This is a genomic window from Hallerella porci, from assembly GCF_003148885.1.
Taxonomy (GTDB): domain Bacteria; phylum Fibrobacterota; class Fibrobacteria; order Fibrobacterales; family Fibrobacteraceae; genus Hallerella; species Hallerella porci.
Map to the genome: position 1 here is coordinate 84,922 of NZ_QGHD01000001.1, position 17,956 is coordinate 102,877.

6 protein-coding genes are annotated in these 17,956 nt (G+C 47.2%); all 6 read left to right on the forward strand.

The annotated features are described in order from the left end of the window. The first annotated feature begins 102 nt into the window (after positions 1–102). The 6 genes from B0H50_RS00360 to B0H50_RS00385 all read left to right on the forward strand — a co-directional run bounded on the left by B0H50_RS00360 (position 103) and on the right by B0H50_RS00385 (position 17,955). Complete coding sequence (locus B0H50_RS00360) at positions 103–6,705, forward strand: glycoside hydrolase family 9 protein (protein ID WP_146193646.1); 6,603 nt, start codon at positions 103–105, stop codon at positions 6,703–6,705. A gap of 140 nt (positions 6,706–6,845) precedes the next feature. Continuing rightward, positions 6,846–12,578, forward strand: a complete 5,733-nt coding sequence (locus B0H50_RS00365) for a glycoside hydrolase family 9 protein (RefSeq protein ID WP_109587062.1) — start codon at positions 6,846–6,848, stop codon at positions 12,576–12,578. Positions 12,579–12,592: 14 nt separating this feature from the next. Beyond that, entirely contained in the window at positions 12,593–14,839 is a 2,247-nt protein-coding gene (locus B0H50_RS00370; RefSeq protein WP_106197497.1) for an ATP-binding protein, read from the forward strand. Continuing rightward, positions 14,832–15,212: a response regulator gene (locus B0H50_RS00375; protein WP_106197496.1), complete on the forward strand. Its 381-nt coding sequence runs from the start codon at positions 14,832–14,834 to the stop codon at positions 15,210–15,212. The genes B0H50_RS00370 and B0H50_RS00375 overlap by 8 nt, the downstream gene beginning before the upstream one ends. Before the next feature lie 8 nt (positions 15,213–15,220). Further along, entirely contained in the window at positions 15,221–16,657 is a 1,437-nt protein-coding gene (locus tag B0H50_RS00380) for a sigma-54-dependent transcriptional regulator (RefSeq protein WP_106197495.1), read from the forward strand. A gap of 260 nt (positions 16,658–16,917) precedes the next feature. Next, entirely contained in the window at positions 16,918–17,955 is a 1,038-nt protein-coding gene (locus B0H50_RS00385; protein ID WP_106197494.1) for a D-alanine--D-alanine ligase family protein, read from the forward strand. Position 17,956 lies beyond the last annotated feature (1 nt).

Here is a 17,956-nt window from a genome sequence, read left to right on the forward strand (position 1 = left end):
AGAGTTCTTGTTTGTAACTTTTTTTATACCATCTAACGGCAAACTCAGAAAAGATTTATTTTTGGGTGGGATTGTGTGTGGTTTTTACAAAAAGGAGCTATCGTGCCTGTTTTTGCGTATATCTTGCTGTTTACCGCTGCCCTTTTCGCAGTGGAACAGGAGCAACCGACACCGTATGATTTAATTCGTCCGATTTGGCCGATGACTTGGGACACTTCCGCAACCGATAACGGCGGTACTGTCGAAAGTTTTAGCCAATATGTGCCGAATAAAACCAAGCACAATACCGTTCCCAAAGTAGGTTCGGTTCCGCAAGATTTTAAGCCGAATGGACTCATTCCCGATTCATTAAATCAGGCATTCCGCGATGCTCAAAACTTGCGCATCGGCCGTATCCGCATTAACCAAGCGGGATATCTCCCCGAAGATTCAGAAAAGCAATTCTATTATGTTTCGGATGGAACTTGCGCCGAAACTTATTCCGTCGTCGATCTCGATGGAAACGAAGTCGCTACCGGCGGCACTTTCACGAGCACCGGCAAAAAAACGCAGTCTTCTTGGACGATTGTTGCGGGCACGAACGCAGCGACGAACAACCAAAAGCGTTATTCTGTAGCCGCTGACGGTCCTTCGGGCACGGTTTGCGTCGGGCATTTAGCCGATATGGCGGGGTTATCGACCGAAACGCGTTACCGCGTGAAAGTGCTTAAGCAATATTCTTCGACATTTATCATTAGCGATAAAGTTTATTCGATGGTCCGCGATGCGACATTGAAATTCTACGGCATTAACCGCAGCGGAAATTCGGAATCGTGGTTCCACAAACCGAGCCATACGAAAGATGGCGCTGGAAAATTTGTAGCCGGGGATGCCGCTGTTTCGGGATTTACTCCGAAAGAAGGCGCTTTGCAGGGCGGTTGGTATGACTGCGGTGACCACTTAAAGGAATCGCAGACACAGGCTTACGCCTTTATGGTTCTTGCGGTGATGGCGGCGAGTAACCCCGACCGCGACGAAGATCATTACGCTTATAATATGGGTGAAACAGTGAATACGGATGGTGTGCCCGATATTCTTCGCGAAGCAAAACACGGTGCCGATTACTTTATTCGTTCTTATGTTTTTGCCGATGGCATTATCGATAATATGGTCGTCTCGGTGGGAAATTTCGGCGCGGACCACGGTTGGTGGGGACGTCCCGAAAACCAAGATGCGCTTCCGGCAACACTCACCGGTCGCGGTGGCCCGCACGAACGCGATTTGCGTTTAGGCGAACTCGGATCGAATATTTCGGGACAAATTGCAGCGGGTCTTGCTATTCTCGGTAAAGATTATGCGACTTACGATAAGCCTTTTGCCGATAGCTGCTTAATGATTGCGAAGAAAATGTATGACTTTGCCAAGAATTTAAAGCTTCAAGAAAAAGGTCTTGGACCGGGAACATATGATGGCGGCAAGAAATACGTTTATAACACGGTCGCCGATGGTTGGTCTAGCGCTGCGTATAACGGCAACAACGAATCGCACGATGACTTAGCGATTGCGGCAATTGCGCTCCATTATGCGACTTATCCGGATTCGGGAATGCTCTATTTGAACGATGCCGTCGAAGATAAGTCAATTGGTTCGGAACAAGAAGGTTCTGTTGGATTCTTCAACGGCGGTTGGATGGCGTGGAACCGCGACGGAATGCGTAAATCCAGCAAGAATACGAGCTGGGCGAACGCTTACACCTATACTCTTTACGGCTTCTACAAGATGCTTCTCAAAGACGAAGAAACCGGCAAAAAGTATGGCATCGATAACAAAACTCGTTTGAAATACGCCGAAAATGTCGCCCTTATTTTGGGAACAAACCTCAGCTATTTAAGCGGTTCGGGCGGATCGTCGATTACGATTCCGATTTTAGGTTCGGGTTCTGGCCCTGTGACTGCGGGCGAACTCTGGTACAATATGCAGACGGATCAGACTTGGATTTATAACCGTTATCAAGCGGGTAATATTTTTGAAGTTCTCGCGTATGCCGATGTGACGAAAGATTTGGAAGGTGTTTCGCTTCCGCAGAAAGGCGTGCAGAATTGGAATTCTGCAGCGATGAAAAAACTCGGCATTAACCAGTTGAATTATATGCTCGGCGTGAACCCGTGGGACGTTTCGTTCCTTCTTGGCGTCGGCGATAAAAATGATGCGCACCCGCACCACCGCGCAGCAAACCCCGAAGGTAAAAATATGCCGGGCGCAGGTTATGTTTATAATCCGCCGACCGGTGCGCTCTTCGGTGGTGTGACTCCGGATGATGTTAACGCTTGGGCGCCTTCTTCGATGAGCTGGGAAGATTATCATCTTTCGGAAACTTGTATCGATGCAACTGCGATGTTTGTCGCTTCGAGCGCAGTCGCTGTCCGCGAAGAAGACCGCAGCCGTGCTCCGTCAGATATTAATGTTGAAATTCGTTATGTCGGTTATGATTCTGCAATCGTCAAATCGACGCAAGATATGCGCGGTCCGGCGATGATTCTTTACAGCACCAATGAAACGGGTCCGTTTAATCAAGTTTTCAAAGATTCCCTTTTTGCAGTGGCTCACGAATTCCATTTGACAGGACTGCAGAACGGAACGGCTTATTATTTCAAGGTCGTCGCAATTAACGGCCGCAGCGAAGCCTATTCGACGAAGTGGCTTGTCGATAGCACGAGCACACCGTTCTCGTTTACGACTCTTGCGAGCCCGCCGGCAGATGCCGATATTCAGAATATCAAGGTTTGTAACCTTTCTGCGGACAGTGCCGAAATTATGTGGTACACGCCGAATGGTCAATATGATTCGAAAGTTTATTGGGATACGACTCTCACGAGCTACGATCAGATGACTTGTCCGACGACTCCGACGGGAAATTGCCAATTTGAACAAAATGCCGATGTTTCGGGAATTCCGACGAGTTTCCATTACATTAAACTCGGAAAACTCAAAGAAAAGACGACGTATTATTATTGTGTGCAAAGTTACAATTCGATGCGCTGCACCGACGATAACGGAATGCCGCTCAAGTTTACGACTCCTGTCACTTCGTATGATTTTGATGTGCGCACTTATCAGTATGAATTCGGCGGCATGGACTTCTTAAACTTGAACATTTACAACAACGAAGACCGTGCGTTTGACAGCTTAACTCTTCGCTTGTATTTGACCGCTCGTCCGGAACAAATCGAAGCGCAGCCGGGTGAAAATAATCAGCCGGGAACTTGCCCGATGCTTTTGGACGAAGATATTTGCCAAGCTTACGATGAAGCGGGCTTTAACAAGCCTTGTGAAAACGACCGCGAAATCCGCGACAATGCGCGCGGAGCACCTCCGGTAAAATTGGAAGATACTTATAACGCTGCGACTGGAACTTACGATTGGTATCTGCAGATTCCTCTCGGCTCGACGACGATTAAGTCTTCTTCGCGTATGCGTATTGACTTTGGCTTCTCGCGCGGAATTTATCAGAACGGTAAATGCGATCCTCTCCGTACGGTAACGGATAAACGGATGTCGGCAAGTTCGGGCGACTGGACTTGGGCTCCGCATAAACGCGATATCGATGGTGCTGATTATGATGGTATGCCGCAGTGGGGTAAAGACGAAGGTGACCAAGACGAAGCTCCGGTGAACCCTTATGTGGTCGTTTACCGCAAAGATGAATTCGTCGCAGGCTTTAGCCCGTCTTATTCCGAAATGACGAAGAAGCGTGCAAATTACAAGATGACTGTTGCCTTTGACGCTCCGTTTAATGTGTCGAATGGATCTTACATTCAGTTGGATTCGACGATTAGCACGATGCGTTTAACGGGTAATGCAACCATCTCGGAAAACGGTTATGTGACATCGATTTGGGTAAACGGCGTTGCCCTTTCTTCGGAACAGATGAAAACGGCTGCGGTTTACAATTATTCTACCGGTCGCTTTGATTTGAATATTCCGGTCAAGATGTCGATTGGAACGAATAAAGTCGATGTGACGATTTTCGCAGGTCCGAATCCGGAATGCACCGAATGCCAAGAAAACGGTGGCTGCTCGTTTGTGAACCGCTCTTACTTTGTGCAGTTTAGCAAGGGTAACCGTACCGCGGGCAAGATGCAGCTTGTGCGTGAAGACGGTAACTCGGTCTCGAGCCCGGTGAAAGAAGATCCGATGACGTTCAAGATTTTTGTGAGCGATAAGGATAACGCGGGCTACGAAAGCATTCGCGTGATGCTTCACAATTCTCGGACGAAGGATTCGACGGCGGTGACCCTTAAGCGGACGAATGCCGCTCTCGGTTACTTTGAAAGCGATTTGATTTCGGCGGTGAATAGCGTAAGCGCAGACTTCCCGAAGATTCCGCTTCTCGGTGGCGATACGGTAACCGCAGTTTATATCGATATTGAAGATCCGGAAGATTCGACGGCGCAATATTTCTACGCTGATCCGACAACGCCGATTCCGCAGAAGGCAATCCTCACCGATGCAAATTGCAATGCGACTGCAGACGGTTTAACGATTGAATTTAGCGGGGCTCAATTCGACGGTTCTTCGATGACTCTCGATAGCGTCCTCGTTTCTCTTGATTCGACGGAAACGGCTGCGGCAACTGCCTTCGTGGTGAAGCCGACTGCTGTGGTAACCGGAGCTCTTGCAACATTTAAATTCGACGAATCAACTCTTGCAAAGAATGCTTCTCCGGCGGGAACGATTACGGTTTACATGACCGAAAAGGGCGTCTCGAAGACCGCAGAAAAAGTCATCACCGATGGCATTGCACCGACTCTCACGAGCGTCGCCATTCTCGAAAATGAAAATCACGCAAACGCTCAAGATACTCTTCGCATCGCATTCTCCGAACGCATTACGATGAATACGACCACGTGGCCGCTCGCCATTTATGACGCAGCCGGAAACGAAGTTGATCAAAGTTCGATTCATGTCGTAAGCGCAAAGTCAAAGGATAATGGCAAAATCTGGGAATATGTCGTCGAAGGCAATACCGATGGCGCTTATATCAAAGATGGCTTGAAGGCGATTATCAAAGCGGGCTTTAGCGTGGTCGATATGGCGACGAATGCGCTCTCGGATTGTAATGGTCCGGTGACGATTGTCGAATCGGTCCGTCCGGTTCCTGTCAAGTATGCGTATATCGAAGACAAGGAAGGCGATGGTCAGCCCGATGAAATTTACGTGGAATTTACCAAAGAACTCCGCGAAAAAGATATGCTGGATACAATCGATGTTTACTGGGGCAAGCCCGAAGTTTACGTCGCATTTGCAAAACCGGCAGCGGGCTGGGATTTGGATACAGTCCTCGGTGAAAAGAGCGCAAAATACATTATCAGTCTCGATTCTTCGCGCGGAACTTGGGTGAAGGGAACTGCGACAAAGAATTGCATCCGCACCGAAGATTCGCCGTATTATAAGAAGGATACGACTTGGGTGAAGCTCGATTCGGCAGGAACGGATTCGACGATGAAAATCGATTCGACGATTTCGGGTTACAACAAGAAGTGCGTAGAATATGCGACATCGCAAGATTCGACCTTTATGCCGGCGATCGATACTTTGGGAATCGATTCTGTCCAGAGTACAGTCACTGCGATTCGTATTCCGATTACAGGCGATACTTATAACAAGAAGACTTACGGCAACCGCAATGGAAACGGCATGATTTTGCCGCGTCAAGGTCCGCTCGGAGGCTTCTTCGATGACAATACTTCGACTCTTTATGACCGTTGCCCGCCGATTATTTTGAACGCAACGATTACAAAGCCGACGGATGCGATTGGCATTCTCCGCGTTACCCTTTCGGAGCCTCTCACGGTCATCGATTCCGCAGGTCCTTACTACTTGCAGAAACGCCGCGACGGTACAACGGGATTCTTTAACCAATTCTCGAATTTCCAAACGGTAGCGAACACGTGGACATTCTCGTATTCGTATGATTCGGATGCGGCAATTCACGTGGGCGATTACATCCGCTTACCGGTCGGCGCAGAATATTCGAAGGCATTTGACGGCTACAAGAATTTCCCGGGAACCGATAACCCTTGGGTCGCTGTGCAAGGCGACATCGAAGACGTTTCCTTTAAGATTCACATTCTCACGGGAACTCAAGCAATTCCTGCGGATAAGGAAATGTATGCGGGCAATATGCCGCAACTCGATGAAAACTTCCGCCTTTCGTATGTGGTCGATTCGAAGGAAACGATTATCGCAAGCGGAAACAAGAAACTGCAAAAAGTTTCTCCGGTTAGCTACGATACCGCAGCGTATGTCCACGGCGGCGCGACCTTTGAAATCGATGTCAATATCCCGCTTCTCTTGCAGCAGGATTCTCTCGGCGAAGACGCTTGGGATGCAACCCTCAAGATTAGTGCGGATATTTACAGCAATATCGGCTCGGATGTCGCAAAGACCACTTATACATTCCCGCTCACGGACATTGTGAAAGACGCAATGGGCACTGACGGCAATATCAAATTCCGCTTGGAATGGGTTGCGCAAGATGGCATTGCTCCGGTAACATCGAGCGGTCGTCATATCGGCACAGGCGCTTACATTGCGAACTTCTCGTTCAAAGCAAATGAAGTGGCGAAAGCGAATACAGCGAACGGAAAATACAGAAAGGGTCACAAGAAGAAACAATCTTCAAGTAAGACCAAAACATTCGGCTTCCGTCGAGTGGCCAAGTAAAAAAATTGAAATCAGAACCGCGAAAGTTGAACTCAATTTTCGCGGTTCTTTTTTTATGCAAAAAACAATTACACGTTTTTGTGAACCGCTTCTTTTATTCTTATTTTTAAAAGGAGTGTGGTGCCTTAAAAAGGAGCTTTATGCGCCGTTTATTTTTATTGTTGTTGAGCCTCGTTGCGGTTGTTTTTGCCGATGACCGCATTCCGAATATCGACTTTACTTGCGACACTTGCAGCCGCCGCTATTTGGATAGCTTAAATGTTTACGATCGGCCGGTGATTCGGGTGAATCAAGTCGGCTTCCGTCCTGCGGATGCGCATAAGTATGCATTTGTCGCGGAACCGAAAGCGACGACATTTAAAGTCATCGATGCGTCGAGTGGAAATTCGGTTTACGAAGGCTCTCTCAAATCCGTGGGCACTTGGACGCGCCCGAATATGTGGGTGAACGGAGCGTTTAATTCCATCAATTCGGTCTATGAATTTGGCGATAACGATTCCACGTCTGCGCAGACCGAAAAACTTTACACCGCAGATTTTTCAAGTTTAACGGCTCCGGGCACTTACTTCGTCGTCGTCGGAGCGGATACTTCTTTCAATTTTATCATCAACGAGTATTTGTTTAATGCGGTCTTAGAAACGACTCTCAAATTTTTTGGCATTCAACGCTGCGGTAAAACAAATTCGCAATTACACGGTGCGTGCCACGTCAAAGATGGCGCTCAACTCGGACATGATTTGACGGGCGGTTGGCACGATTGCGGCGACCATTTTAAAGTGAGCCAAACTCTCGGCTATGCAGCGATGACTCTTGCTATCGCTTACGATGTTTACTCGGAACGTGCCGAAGATCATTTTGGCGCATCTTATGCGGACACGGTAACGACGGACGGCATTCCCGATATTCTTTGGGAAGCAAAAGTCGGCGTCGATTTTATCTATAAACTTTACAAAGCGTCGAAAGAAGATGGTTTAATTGCCAAAGGCGATATGTATCATTCGGTAGGCGTCGGTTCCGAAGATCACCAGTTCTGGGATGTGCCGGAACATCAAGATGCGCAAAGTACTGCGAAGGGCGGCGCTCCGCGCCCTGTGGCGAAAGGAGCTGGAACCAATGCGGCGGGCATGTATGCAGCGGCGATGGCATTTTTTGCAGTCGGCTGGGAAATGTATCAGACCGATCATTATTCGGATTCGTTAATCGCAGCGGCAAAAGATATTTACAAGAATATCATCGCGAAAAATAATCCCGATGGAAAAAATACCGATGAATTAAAAGGATTTTACACAGGAGGAGGCCCGCTTTACGACGATGCTGCCGCAGCAGCGCTCGGACTTTGGTATGCGACGAAAGATTCGTCTTATGCATTTGACTTGTACAAAAATCCTGCGATTAACAATAACGCCGACAATTACAAGTATAATTTGCCGTATTTTAAAGGCGGTTATTTGGGACATACGAGCGGATTTTATCCGGGCGGTTGGATGACCGACTACGAAAACGTCCACGCTTACGTTCTCTTCGCCTTTGCAAAACTCATTCTCCCGACGATAGCCAAAGCCCAAAGTTACGGCATCGCGGCTGAGGAACGCGATACTCTTCTCACCCGATTGAAAGCGACGATGCTTCGGTTAACCGATGACGGCACGCAGGGAGATTCCATCGTCAGCACAAATATGTATGGAAATTTCAAAGTCGTTCCGCCGTATAATCTCGTGTGGACGTCGAGCGATTGGGGATTTAACCGTTACAATATGGGCGCTGCGAATGCGGTCTTTATGCTTTACGATATGACGGGCGACGAACAATATTTAAATGTCGCATTGGACAATTTCTATTACAATATGGGCACAAATCCGTGGGGCATTTCGTTCATCATGGGAGCGGGAACGCGTAACGAAAATCATCCGCACAATCGCGCATCCAATCCCGATGGCTATAATGCGGGCGCTTTACCGTATGAATATCGTTGCCCGAAAGGCGCTCTGATGGGCGGCGCTGCGCCGACGCAAACTTTGAAAGATGACTGGCTCGATTATACGGCAACGGAAACGTGCATCGACTTTTCTTCGCAATTTATCATTCCGGGGTTAAGCCTTTCGAAAAAAGTCCCCGAAGATGTGGATGGTCCGAAATTTTCAAATATTCAAGGAACTGCGATTTCGGAAACTTCGGCGATTATCAGCTGGACAACGGATGAACGTGCAATCGTTACCGTTTACTACGGGCTTTCTCCCGATGCGGCAAAAGTGGACTCGGTAACGGCAGTTGCAGGCGTTGGCGGAAGCGTGACCATCGACGGTTTAACACCGGGCGCAAAATATTATTTCTATTTGGTCGGTCACGATGTAAAAAAGAATTATACGACGGATGATAATCACGGGCAATGGTATAATTGGGATCAAGTCGCAGAGGCTGCGAATCTTTCGGGTGTAACGATTTGCCAAGTGACGAATAACAGCGCAAAAATTTATTGGTGGACGGGAGATCAAGCGCTGAACGGCATCGTGCAATACGGAAAAAGCGCTACGGAACTTTCGCAAATGCATACCGCGGACTCGGGAAAAGTCGTGCGTTTCCACGAAGGTTATTTGACAAATCTCGAACCGGGAACGAAGTATTATTTCAAAGTTTCTTCGGGAAAAGCGACGAGCGATTCGACTTATAGCTTTACGACTTCGGCAGAAGCGACGATGGTCGATTTCCGAGTCTTCGTGAAGCCGGCGAACAAAAACAGCAAATGTTCGGATTGGAAAACTTGCAATACATTCTTCGTCATCGTCACGAATAACGATTCCATTCCGTATTCGGATGTGGAACTGCGATTCTATTTGAAGAAGAATACATCGGCAACGGGCTGGGGACAACTCGTCAAAGTTTCGTATGACGATATGTCTTCGATGAGCGTGAGCTATGGCACTGCGGTTTCGGATGCGGCAAGTGGCGCTTATTATTTGCCGGTGACTCTTCAAGGAACGATTGGCGTTTCGAGCAGTTTCCAATTTGAAATGCAGTTAACGGGAGCGACTTACGGCGACCTTGAAGGCTCTTGGTCTTTGCGCCCGCACAAAGAGGCTTCGGATCCCGAACGCTTCGAAGGAATTGATCTCACCAAAGGTCCGCTTTATACCGGTTCCGAATCGACATTCCTCGAAACGGTTGACGGCAAAAAAGAAATTGCATTTACCAAAAATCCTTATGTCACCATTTACTATCACGGTTCGCACATTTACGGCTACGCGCCCGATTACGATCCTGCTTCCTCCGATTTGACGATTACGCGGACTCTCACTCTCGACTTTGTGACTCCGTTTGAATCGCCTGCGACATCGCTAGAAGATACCGCTCGCGTGGCGACTTATACCGGTGAAAGTACGGTTTCGCCATCGGGATTCCTCGACGACTTCGAAGGCAACGGCGTCTCGTATTTTGCGAATACGAGTTACAATCATCAATTTGACGATTTCGTTTTCTCGGTTGAAAAAAATCTCGCTTACGGCAACAATATGATCGATTGGGTGACGTGGCATAATCACGGCGCCAATGCGAAAGGCAGTTATGATTGCGCTTGCAAAGTGGTGCGTTCGAATGTCGAATGGGATTCGATTGTGACGCCGCTCGAAAAGCGATTCTTAATGTTCAATGTTGATACGGCAAAGGCTTACATCGGAAAGCGCACACAAGTCACGGTGACTTTATACGATTCCACCGGAGCAGAAATTACCGACGACGATATTACTCTCGCCCTTTCAATTGAAAACGGTTCAGCATTCTTCTACACAAGTCCGACGGCAAATATCGGCACAACGACGATTACACTTGTCAAAGGAAAAGCGACTTTCTACGTTTCGAGCGACACGCCGATGGAAACAATTCTTTACGCATCTTCGATGACGTCGAGCTCAAAGTATAATTACACATCGGCAAAAGCGGTTCTCTTAATCGAAGAACTTCCGCCGTGGCCGATTATTAGTTCGGCAAAAATGTTCGATTCCGATTGCGATAATATTCCGGATCAACTGCAAATGATTCTCACTTCGCCGTATCAAGAAAATCAAAAATTTGAATCTGTCGCCTTTGAATATTTAGGCGATACAATTCGGGTAACGCAAGCGACGATTACGGATTCGTTGATGACGGTTTCGTTTACGCCGAAAAATTCTGCGGTTTACACAAATCCCGAAGGCGTAATTATTCTTTCGAGCAACATCGCTGGAAAAATTGAAGCCAGCCAAGATGTTTATACCGATGCGATTTCGCCGACAGTGCTTTCTCTCTCGGTTTTGGAACGCTTAAAAGATGCGTCCGACGATAAAGTTTACATTCAATTCTCCGAACCGATTTCGGCGCCGGGAACTGCGTGGCCGTTAGCGCTTTTTGATGCGAGCGGAAATGCGGTGAGCACGGTTCCTAGCGTTACCAATTCCAGAATTTACAACGAAGAATTGAATGTTTGGGAATTCACAATTTCTTTTGATGCGGGTGGAAATTCTATTGTCACCGAAGGCATGAAAGGACAACTGCTTTCGAACGCAGCGATTACCGATAAAGCGGGAAATGGCGTTTCACAAATTTGCGCCGCACCCATTCTTCCGTTTACATTGAAAGTGCTCCCGATTCCGCTCAAGTACGCGAGTATTTCGGACGCAGATGGCGATGGTCTCGCAGAACATGTCATCGCAAATTTTGCTTATGAAGTCGATGAAAAACATGCGCCCGATAGCATTTCAGTTGTCTTCGGAACAGTTGTCCCCGAAACATTGTGGACGAAAAATTTCACTTGGACGAGCGACCGCACCGAAGCGAATTTGCAATTATCGTCACCGTTTAAACTCGGCAATACGAGCGGCAATTACTCGGGCATTTCATCGAAGGGCGGCGACCTCATCGGCGCAGGTCTTTTGATGCAGCACAAAGGCAGCGGAGCAAATTATGAAAAAGATTCGACTCTCGCCGAAGATTTAACGGGTCCAGTCATCGTCGCGGGAACGATTAAAGATGCGGGCAATTTTGCATCGCTTAAAGTCGAAGCGAGCGAACCGCTTACTATTGGAGATTCCACTCTAACCCTTGTGCAACGCGAACGTTCGGGACCGATTAATGTACCGGCTTATCGCTGGACATTGGCGCAGTCAAGCTTCACGATGCTTTACGAAAAAGAAGCAGAAACCGCAGTGCAAGAAGGCGACCGCATTCGCTTTGCGCCGTTAGATGCGAGCCTTTTCCTCGACAACAGCGGCAACAAACCGTCATCCGAAAATCCGTGGGCAACCGTTGCGGGTTCTGGGAATCCGACGATTACATTTGATGTGCATCCGCATTCTCCGATTTCCGAAATTTCGCCGACGGCTGACGAAATTTGCAGCGAAGAAAACGCAGACTTCCGCTTGGTCGTTCTCAACCAAGAAAATCGCAAGTGGGAAATTTTCGAAAAAGGTCAACTCGTTTCGAGTGCCGATACAAACGGTTACATTTTTGATGGGATGCTTTACGATGTCGAGATGGGAATTCCGCGCGGCACTTCGATTGGAAGCGATCCCGCCTGGGCGTCCATTCTTCTCGATATCGATATTCCGTTCTACACAAATCTCGGCGCATTCGTGAACCGTTACGAAGACGATTTTGTGTTAACACCGAAGTATCTTTCGACGGATAACAAAGTCATCATGCGTGTGCAGTGGCTTTCTCGTTGCACCCGAGGAATTGTTTCGACAGATGGACGTGCGCTCGGCACGGGCGCTTACATCGCCAAAATTGACATCGATGCGAAATTTATTCCGAACGAAAATTTGGAAAAAGAAGTGCAAGCGCGATTCTCTTCCAAAGACAGTTACACAAAAACGCAAACATTCGGCATTCGTCGGGTGAAATAAATTAGGTAACGCAGTTGAACGCATTTGAATTTGACATTCATTTTTTGCACGGAACCCTTGCACTCTTGATGTGCGTCGTGCTCACGCCGATGCTTCTTACGACGATACTTTCAAATTCATTTGCGAAACAACTGCAGCGAAATCTTGTTTATCTCATTTTACTGAATATTGTTTGGAATCTTTTAGCGTTTATCGAACAACTGCCGACGATTTACATCAGCGATGAAATGCGCCAAACGGTTTACATTCTCGGCGTGATTTGTTGGATTCAATATGGTTACGCAATTTTTTGCGTCATCTCTGAACTCGCTGGAAAAACGATTCGCCCTATTTGGAAAAAAATCAAAAATTTTCTGTTTGCGTGGAATTTAATCGGCGTCGTTTTTTGCCTCGTCACCGGATTTCAAGGCTATTTCTATTCGGGAATTGTTTCGAAATGGTACGGCTACACCGCAGAAAATTCAATGCTAGCGAATGTATCCATTTTCCTCTTCTTAATTATCCCGGTCACACTCTCGGCGATTATCGCTTACCAAGCGATTCAAACCAATGCCGCGCGCATTTACCGTTCTGTTTTTTCCATTTTTGTTTCGTCCGAAATAATGGGCTTTACTTTGGACGCAATTCTTCCGGCGTTTGGACTTTACATTTACGCAGAAAGTGCCGCCATCTTTTTGTTCATTATCACCATGACACTATTCCGCGCCAACGCAGCGATTTCGCAAACCGAAATGGACTTGCCCGAAATTTTGGAACAGTTAGTGCAGCAGATGAACGATGGCGTAGTCGTTTTAAATTCGAACGAAGAAATCGAATTTATCAATGATGCCGCAGCAAAAATGTTCGGCATCGGACGCAAAGCGATTCTCAAAAAATCGGTCGCACAAATTCTTCCGGAACTCATGCCGATTTCAGAAATGCAAAATATTCCGATTGAAATTAAAAGCACTGGCGTTTCAACTTCGGCTTCGGTTTCTTCTCTTTACGCCAACAATATTTTCATCGGTTACCGCATCGATCTCGCGGATTTGAGCAAAAGTTTAAAACTGCGTCGGCAAAATTCTCTTCTCGAAAAAAGCTTCCAAGATAGCCTCAATTCCATCAACACACGTTACTTTAAATTGCAGGAACATTTCCGCAAACAAAGTCAATTCTTGGAATCGCTTTTGAATTATTTGCCGTTGCGTCTTTGGTCCAAAGAATCCGTCGGCGCGTATTCGCAGCAGAATAAAAAAGACGTCGCTGTCCGCGGCAATAAAATTAGCCAAGTGGAAAATCCGCCGTTTACCGATTTAGAGCGACAAGCGATGACCGCATCCGGAAAAATCATCGTTCACCAAGAAGTGACTTTGGACAAAACCGGAAAAAAACATTGGGAAAAGCAAACGTTCGTTCCGATGTATAGCGAAAATCAACAAGTGAGCGGCGTCCTCGGACTTATTGAAGATACAACGGAATTTCACGCCCTCGAAGAAGAACGCAATCAGCTCAAAGAAAATTTGCGGCAAGCTTCGAATTTTGATGCGATGAGTAACGTCGCCGGCGGTCTTGCGCACGACTTTAACAACATTCTTTCGGGTATTATCGGTTACCGCGACCTCGCCGAATCGACTCTTCCGCAAATTCCTGAAACCGTTCGCGTCGGCAAATATCTCGAAAAGATGAAGACGTCGTTAACGAATGCGACGGACTTGGTGAAGCGCACTTACGATCAATTAAAAGCGCAAGTCGATGGACAAGAAAAATCGTTTACGCAATTTAAAGTCAGCGTCGTCTTTGATGAAGTCCGCGATACTCTCGCCGCAACTCTTCCCCAAAATATTCAAATCGTCAAAAATGCAAATGAAGACGCTATCGCTTATGGATCCCCGACCGACTTCCATCGGATTATGCTCAATATGGGAAAGAATGCGATTTTAGCGATGCCGAATGGAGGCACTTTAACTTATCGCAGTCAGAAATGTGAACTTTCTGAGCAAATTGTAACGCCATATTCGACGATTCCAGCGGGCGAGTATCAATTTATCACCGTCCAAGATACCGGTTCTGGAATGACTCCCGATGTCGTTTCGCACATTTTTACACCGTATTTTACCACGCGGGCGCAAGGACAGGGAATGGGAATCGGACTTTCTGCGGCGATGCAACTCATAAAAAGGGCAAATGCTTACCTCGATTTGGAAACAATTATCGGAAAAGGAACTACATTTAAATTGTATTGGCCTTTGAACAAAAACATGGAGAATCCCACTCATGGCTAAAGTTCTTGTAATTGATGATAAAGAAGAAATTCGCTCGGTATTGCAGGATATGCTCGAAATGTCCGGCTACGAAGTTGATACCGCCGAAGACGGAAAAAAAGCGAAAGATCTCTACGACAAAACAGAGTATGACGCTGTCATTACCGACATCATTATGCCCGAACAAGATGGCTTCGAAGTCATCCTCGACTTCCGGAATAAGAATCAGTTGGATCGCTTAATCGCAATCAGCGGTGGCGGACGCACCTCTTCCGAAGATTATTTGAACATTGCAACGCATTTCGGCGTAACTTCGATTTTCTCGAAGCCGCCTAACTACAAAGACTTGCTCGCCAAAGTGGACGAAATCGTCGCTTCTCACGCACAAGGTTAAAATCTGCAATGAATGTCCTGTTGGCAGATGCGGACAGGAAAATGTTAGACCAGGTAGCTTCTGCCTGGTCTCTTGCTGACGCATCCCTTTTTACGGTATCCGATTCGACAGCTCTCTTCAACACGATTGAAGAGAATCTCATCGATTGCGCTTTCGTTGACATCTCGTTGCTTTTGCACAAAGATGTCGATGTTATCAGTTTTCTCAAATCGCACAATCCCGAAGCGGAAGTGGTTTTGCTCTGCACCCCGCAGACTGCGAAAGAAGCGGAAAAAGCGATTTCGCACGGTGCGGCTTCGTATTTGGTAAAGCCTGTTGCCACTCGCACTCTCGAAGATGTCGCAAAAAAGTATCAGCAAGGATTAAAAAATTCAAGCAATTACCGCGAACTCCAAGATCATCTCTTGGAAAATCTTCTCGGCGATACACCGGGAATGCAAAAAATTTTGCGGCTTTTATACAAGGTTGCGCCGACGACGAGCTCTGTTCTCATTACCGGCGAATCGGGCTCGGGCAAAGAATTTTTAGCGCGGATTGTGCACCGCTTATCGAAGCGTGCGAACGAACCTTTTGTCGCCGTTAACTGCAGCGCCATTCCCGAAAATTTAATCGAAAGCGAACTCTTCGGCAGTAAAAAAGGAGCGTTCACCGGCGCCGCAGACAAGAAAGGACTTTTCGAAGAAGCGAACGGCGGCACTCTTTTCTTAGACGAAATCGGCGAACTTTCGCAGGCGACGCAAGTCAAACTTTTACGTTTCTTGCAAAGTCACGAAACGCGGCGCGTCGGCGATACCGAAACGCGTTATTTGGATGTGCGAATTCTCGCGGCGACGAACGCAGATTTGGCGCAAGGAATGGCGAACAAAACATTCCGCGAAGATTTGTATTACCGCTTAAATACATTTCACATCAACGTCCCACCGCTTCGCGAACGGCGCAGCACGATTCCGAATCTCGTCAAATATTTCATTTTAAAATTTGAAAAAGAAGAAAATAAAGTCATTCAAAAAATTGAGCCCGCAGCCCAGATGGCGCTTGCGACTTACAATTATCCGGGGAATGTTCGCGAACTCGAAAATATCATTGAGCATGCGGTGGTGCTTTCGGAAAATGGCTGCATTCGCTTAGAAGATTTGCCCGATGAATTGAGCCTCGCTCCGATGCAGCGCAAAACGGATTTGCTTCTTCCGGCAAAGTCATCGATTGCGGTAAATGCGAATCTTCCAGAAATCAATTCTACACAAACTAACTTATCCGCAGAAACGCCGAAAGCGTTGGAATATAACGCGGCGAGTGAATTTTTAACCTTAGATGAATTAGAAAAGCAACATATTTTGCGGGCACTTGATTTGTTCAAAGGCAACAAGACCGAAGTCGCCGAAAAATTGGGCATTAGCCGCGCGACTCTTTGGCGAAAACTCAAAGATCACAAAATTGAAATTTAAAATATTTCGGCTTTGTTACAAGTTGGAATATCCACTGCGCAAAAATCCCTTGCATCTTAAGAAAAGAAGAACTACATTATAGATGTGATTGGTCAAGAGCTGCGGCGAAAGGTTCGCAATGGCACTGCCAGCGGAACAAGTAGATGTTTCCTTCTGCGGCTCTCAATCTCAATAAAAGTCTGCCTCTTTCGGGGCGGACTTTTTTTATGACTGAAAACTTTTCTAATTTCTAAAGTGACAATTTTTCAAGAAGGTTTTCAATGTCTCGCTTGCGCGTTTTAGTCTTTATGGGCGGTTATTCTACAGAACACGATGTTTCTGTAACGAGCGGCACCGGCGTTATCCGGGCGATGGATGCAGAAAAGTATAACATTCATCCCGTCCTCATTCAAAAAGACGGCACATGGATTTGGTCTTCGCGCGAACTTTCGCCGTATCAAAAGAACAATTTCTCGGAAAATTATTTCTACGCTCTCGAAGGCCCGAGCGCTTGTTCTGAAAAAAATCCGCCGCTTTCTGCACTGCCGAGCGCCGACATTGCGTTCTTAGCGCTTCACGGAAAATGGGGCGAAGACGGTCACGTGCAAGCGATGCTCGAAAACTGGGGCATTCCTTATACGGGCTGCGGACTTTTGGCGAGCGCACTCGCTATGGATAAAGTTCTTTGCAAGGCGGCTTACCTTTCGGCGGGAATTGCAACGCCTCCGTATCAAGTTCTTTACCGCGATGATTTTAAAGGCGACGATTTAGTCGCTGCTGCGGATAAACTCGGATTTCCGCTGGTGATTAAAGATCCGGTGGGCGGTTCTAGCATCGGCATGGGCATTGCCAAAAATATGGACGAAGCCGGCGAAATTGTAAATCGCCTTTTCAAAAATTCGGCACGTCTTCTTTGCGAAAAATTTATTCGCGGAGGGGAAGCGAGCTGCGGTTATATGGAAGGCTTAGAAAAACCGCTTCCGCCGACCGAAATGCGCATGACAACTCGCGAATATTTTGACTACGAAGCGAAGTATAATGGCGAATGCCGCGAAGTTACTCCCGCAGAATTTCCGCAAGAACTCACCGAACGCATTCAGCAACTTTCGAAAAAAGCGCACCTCGCTATCGGCGGCGCAGGCTACAGCCGTACCGATGTTCGCATCGATGCCGACGGAAAATTGTGGGCTCTCGAAACAAATACACTTCCGGGGATGACGCCGACTTCGATTCTTCCAGCCGAAGCAGCTGCTATCGGAATCAGCTATTCGGAACTCATCGATCGCATTATCGAAACCAGTTTAAAAATCAAGCGTTAAA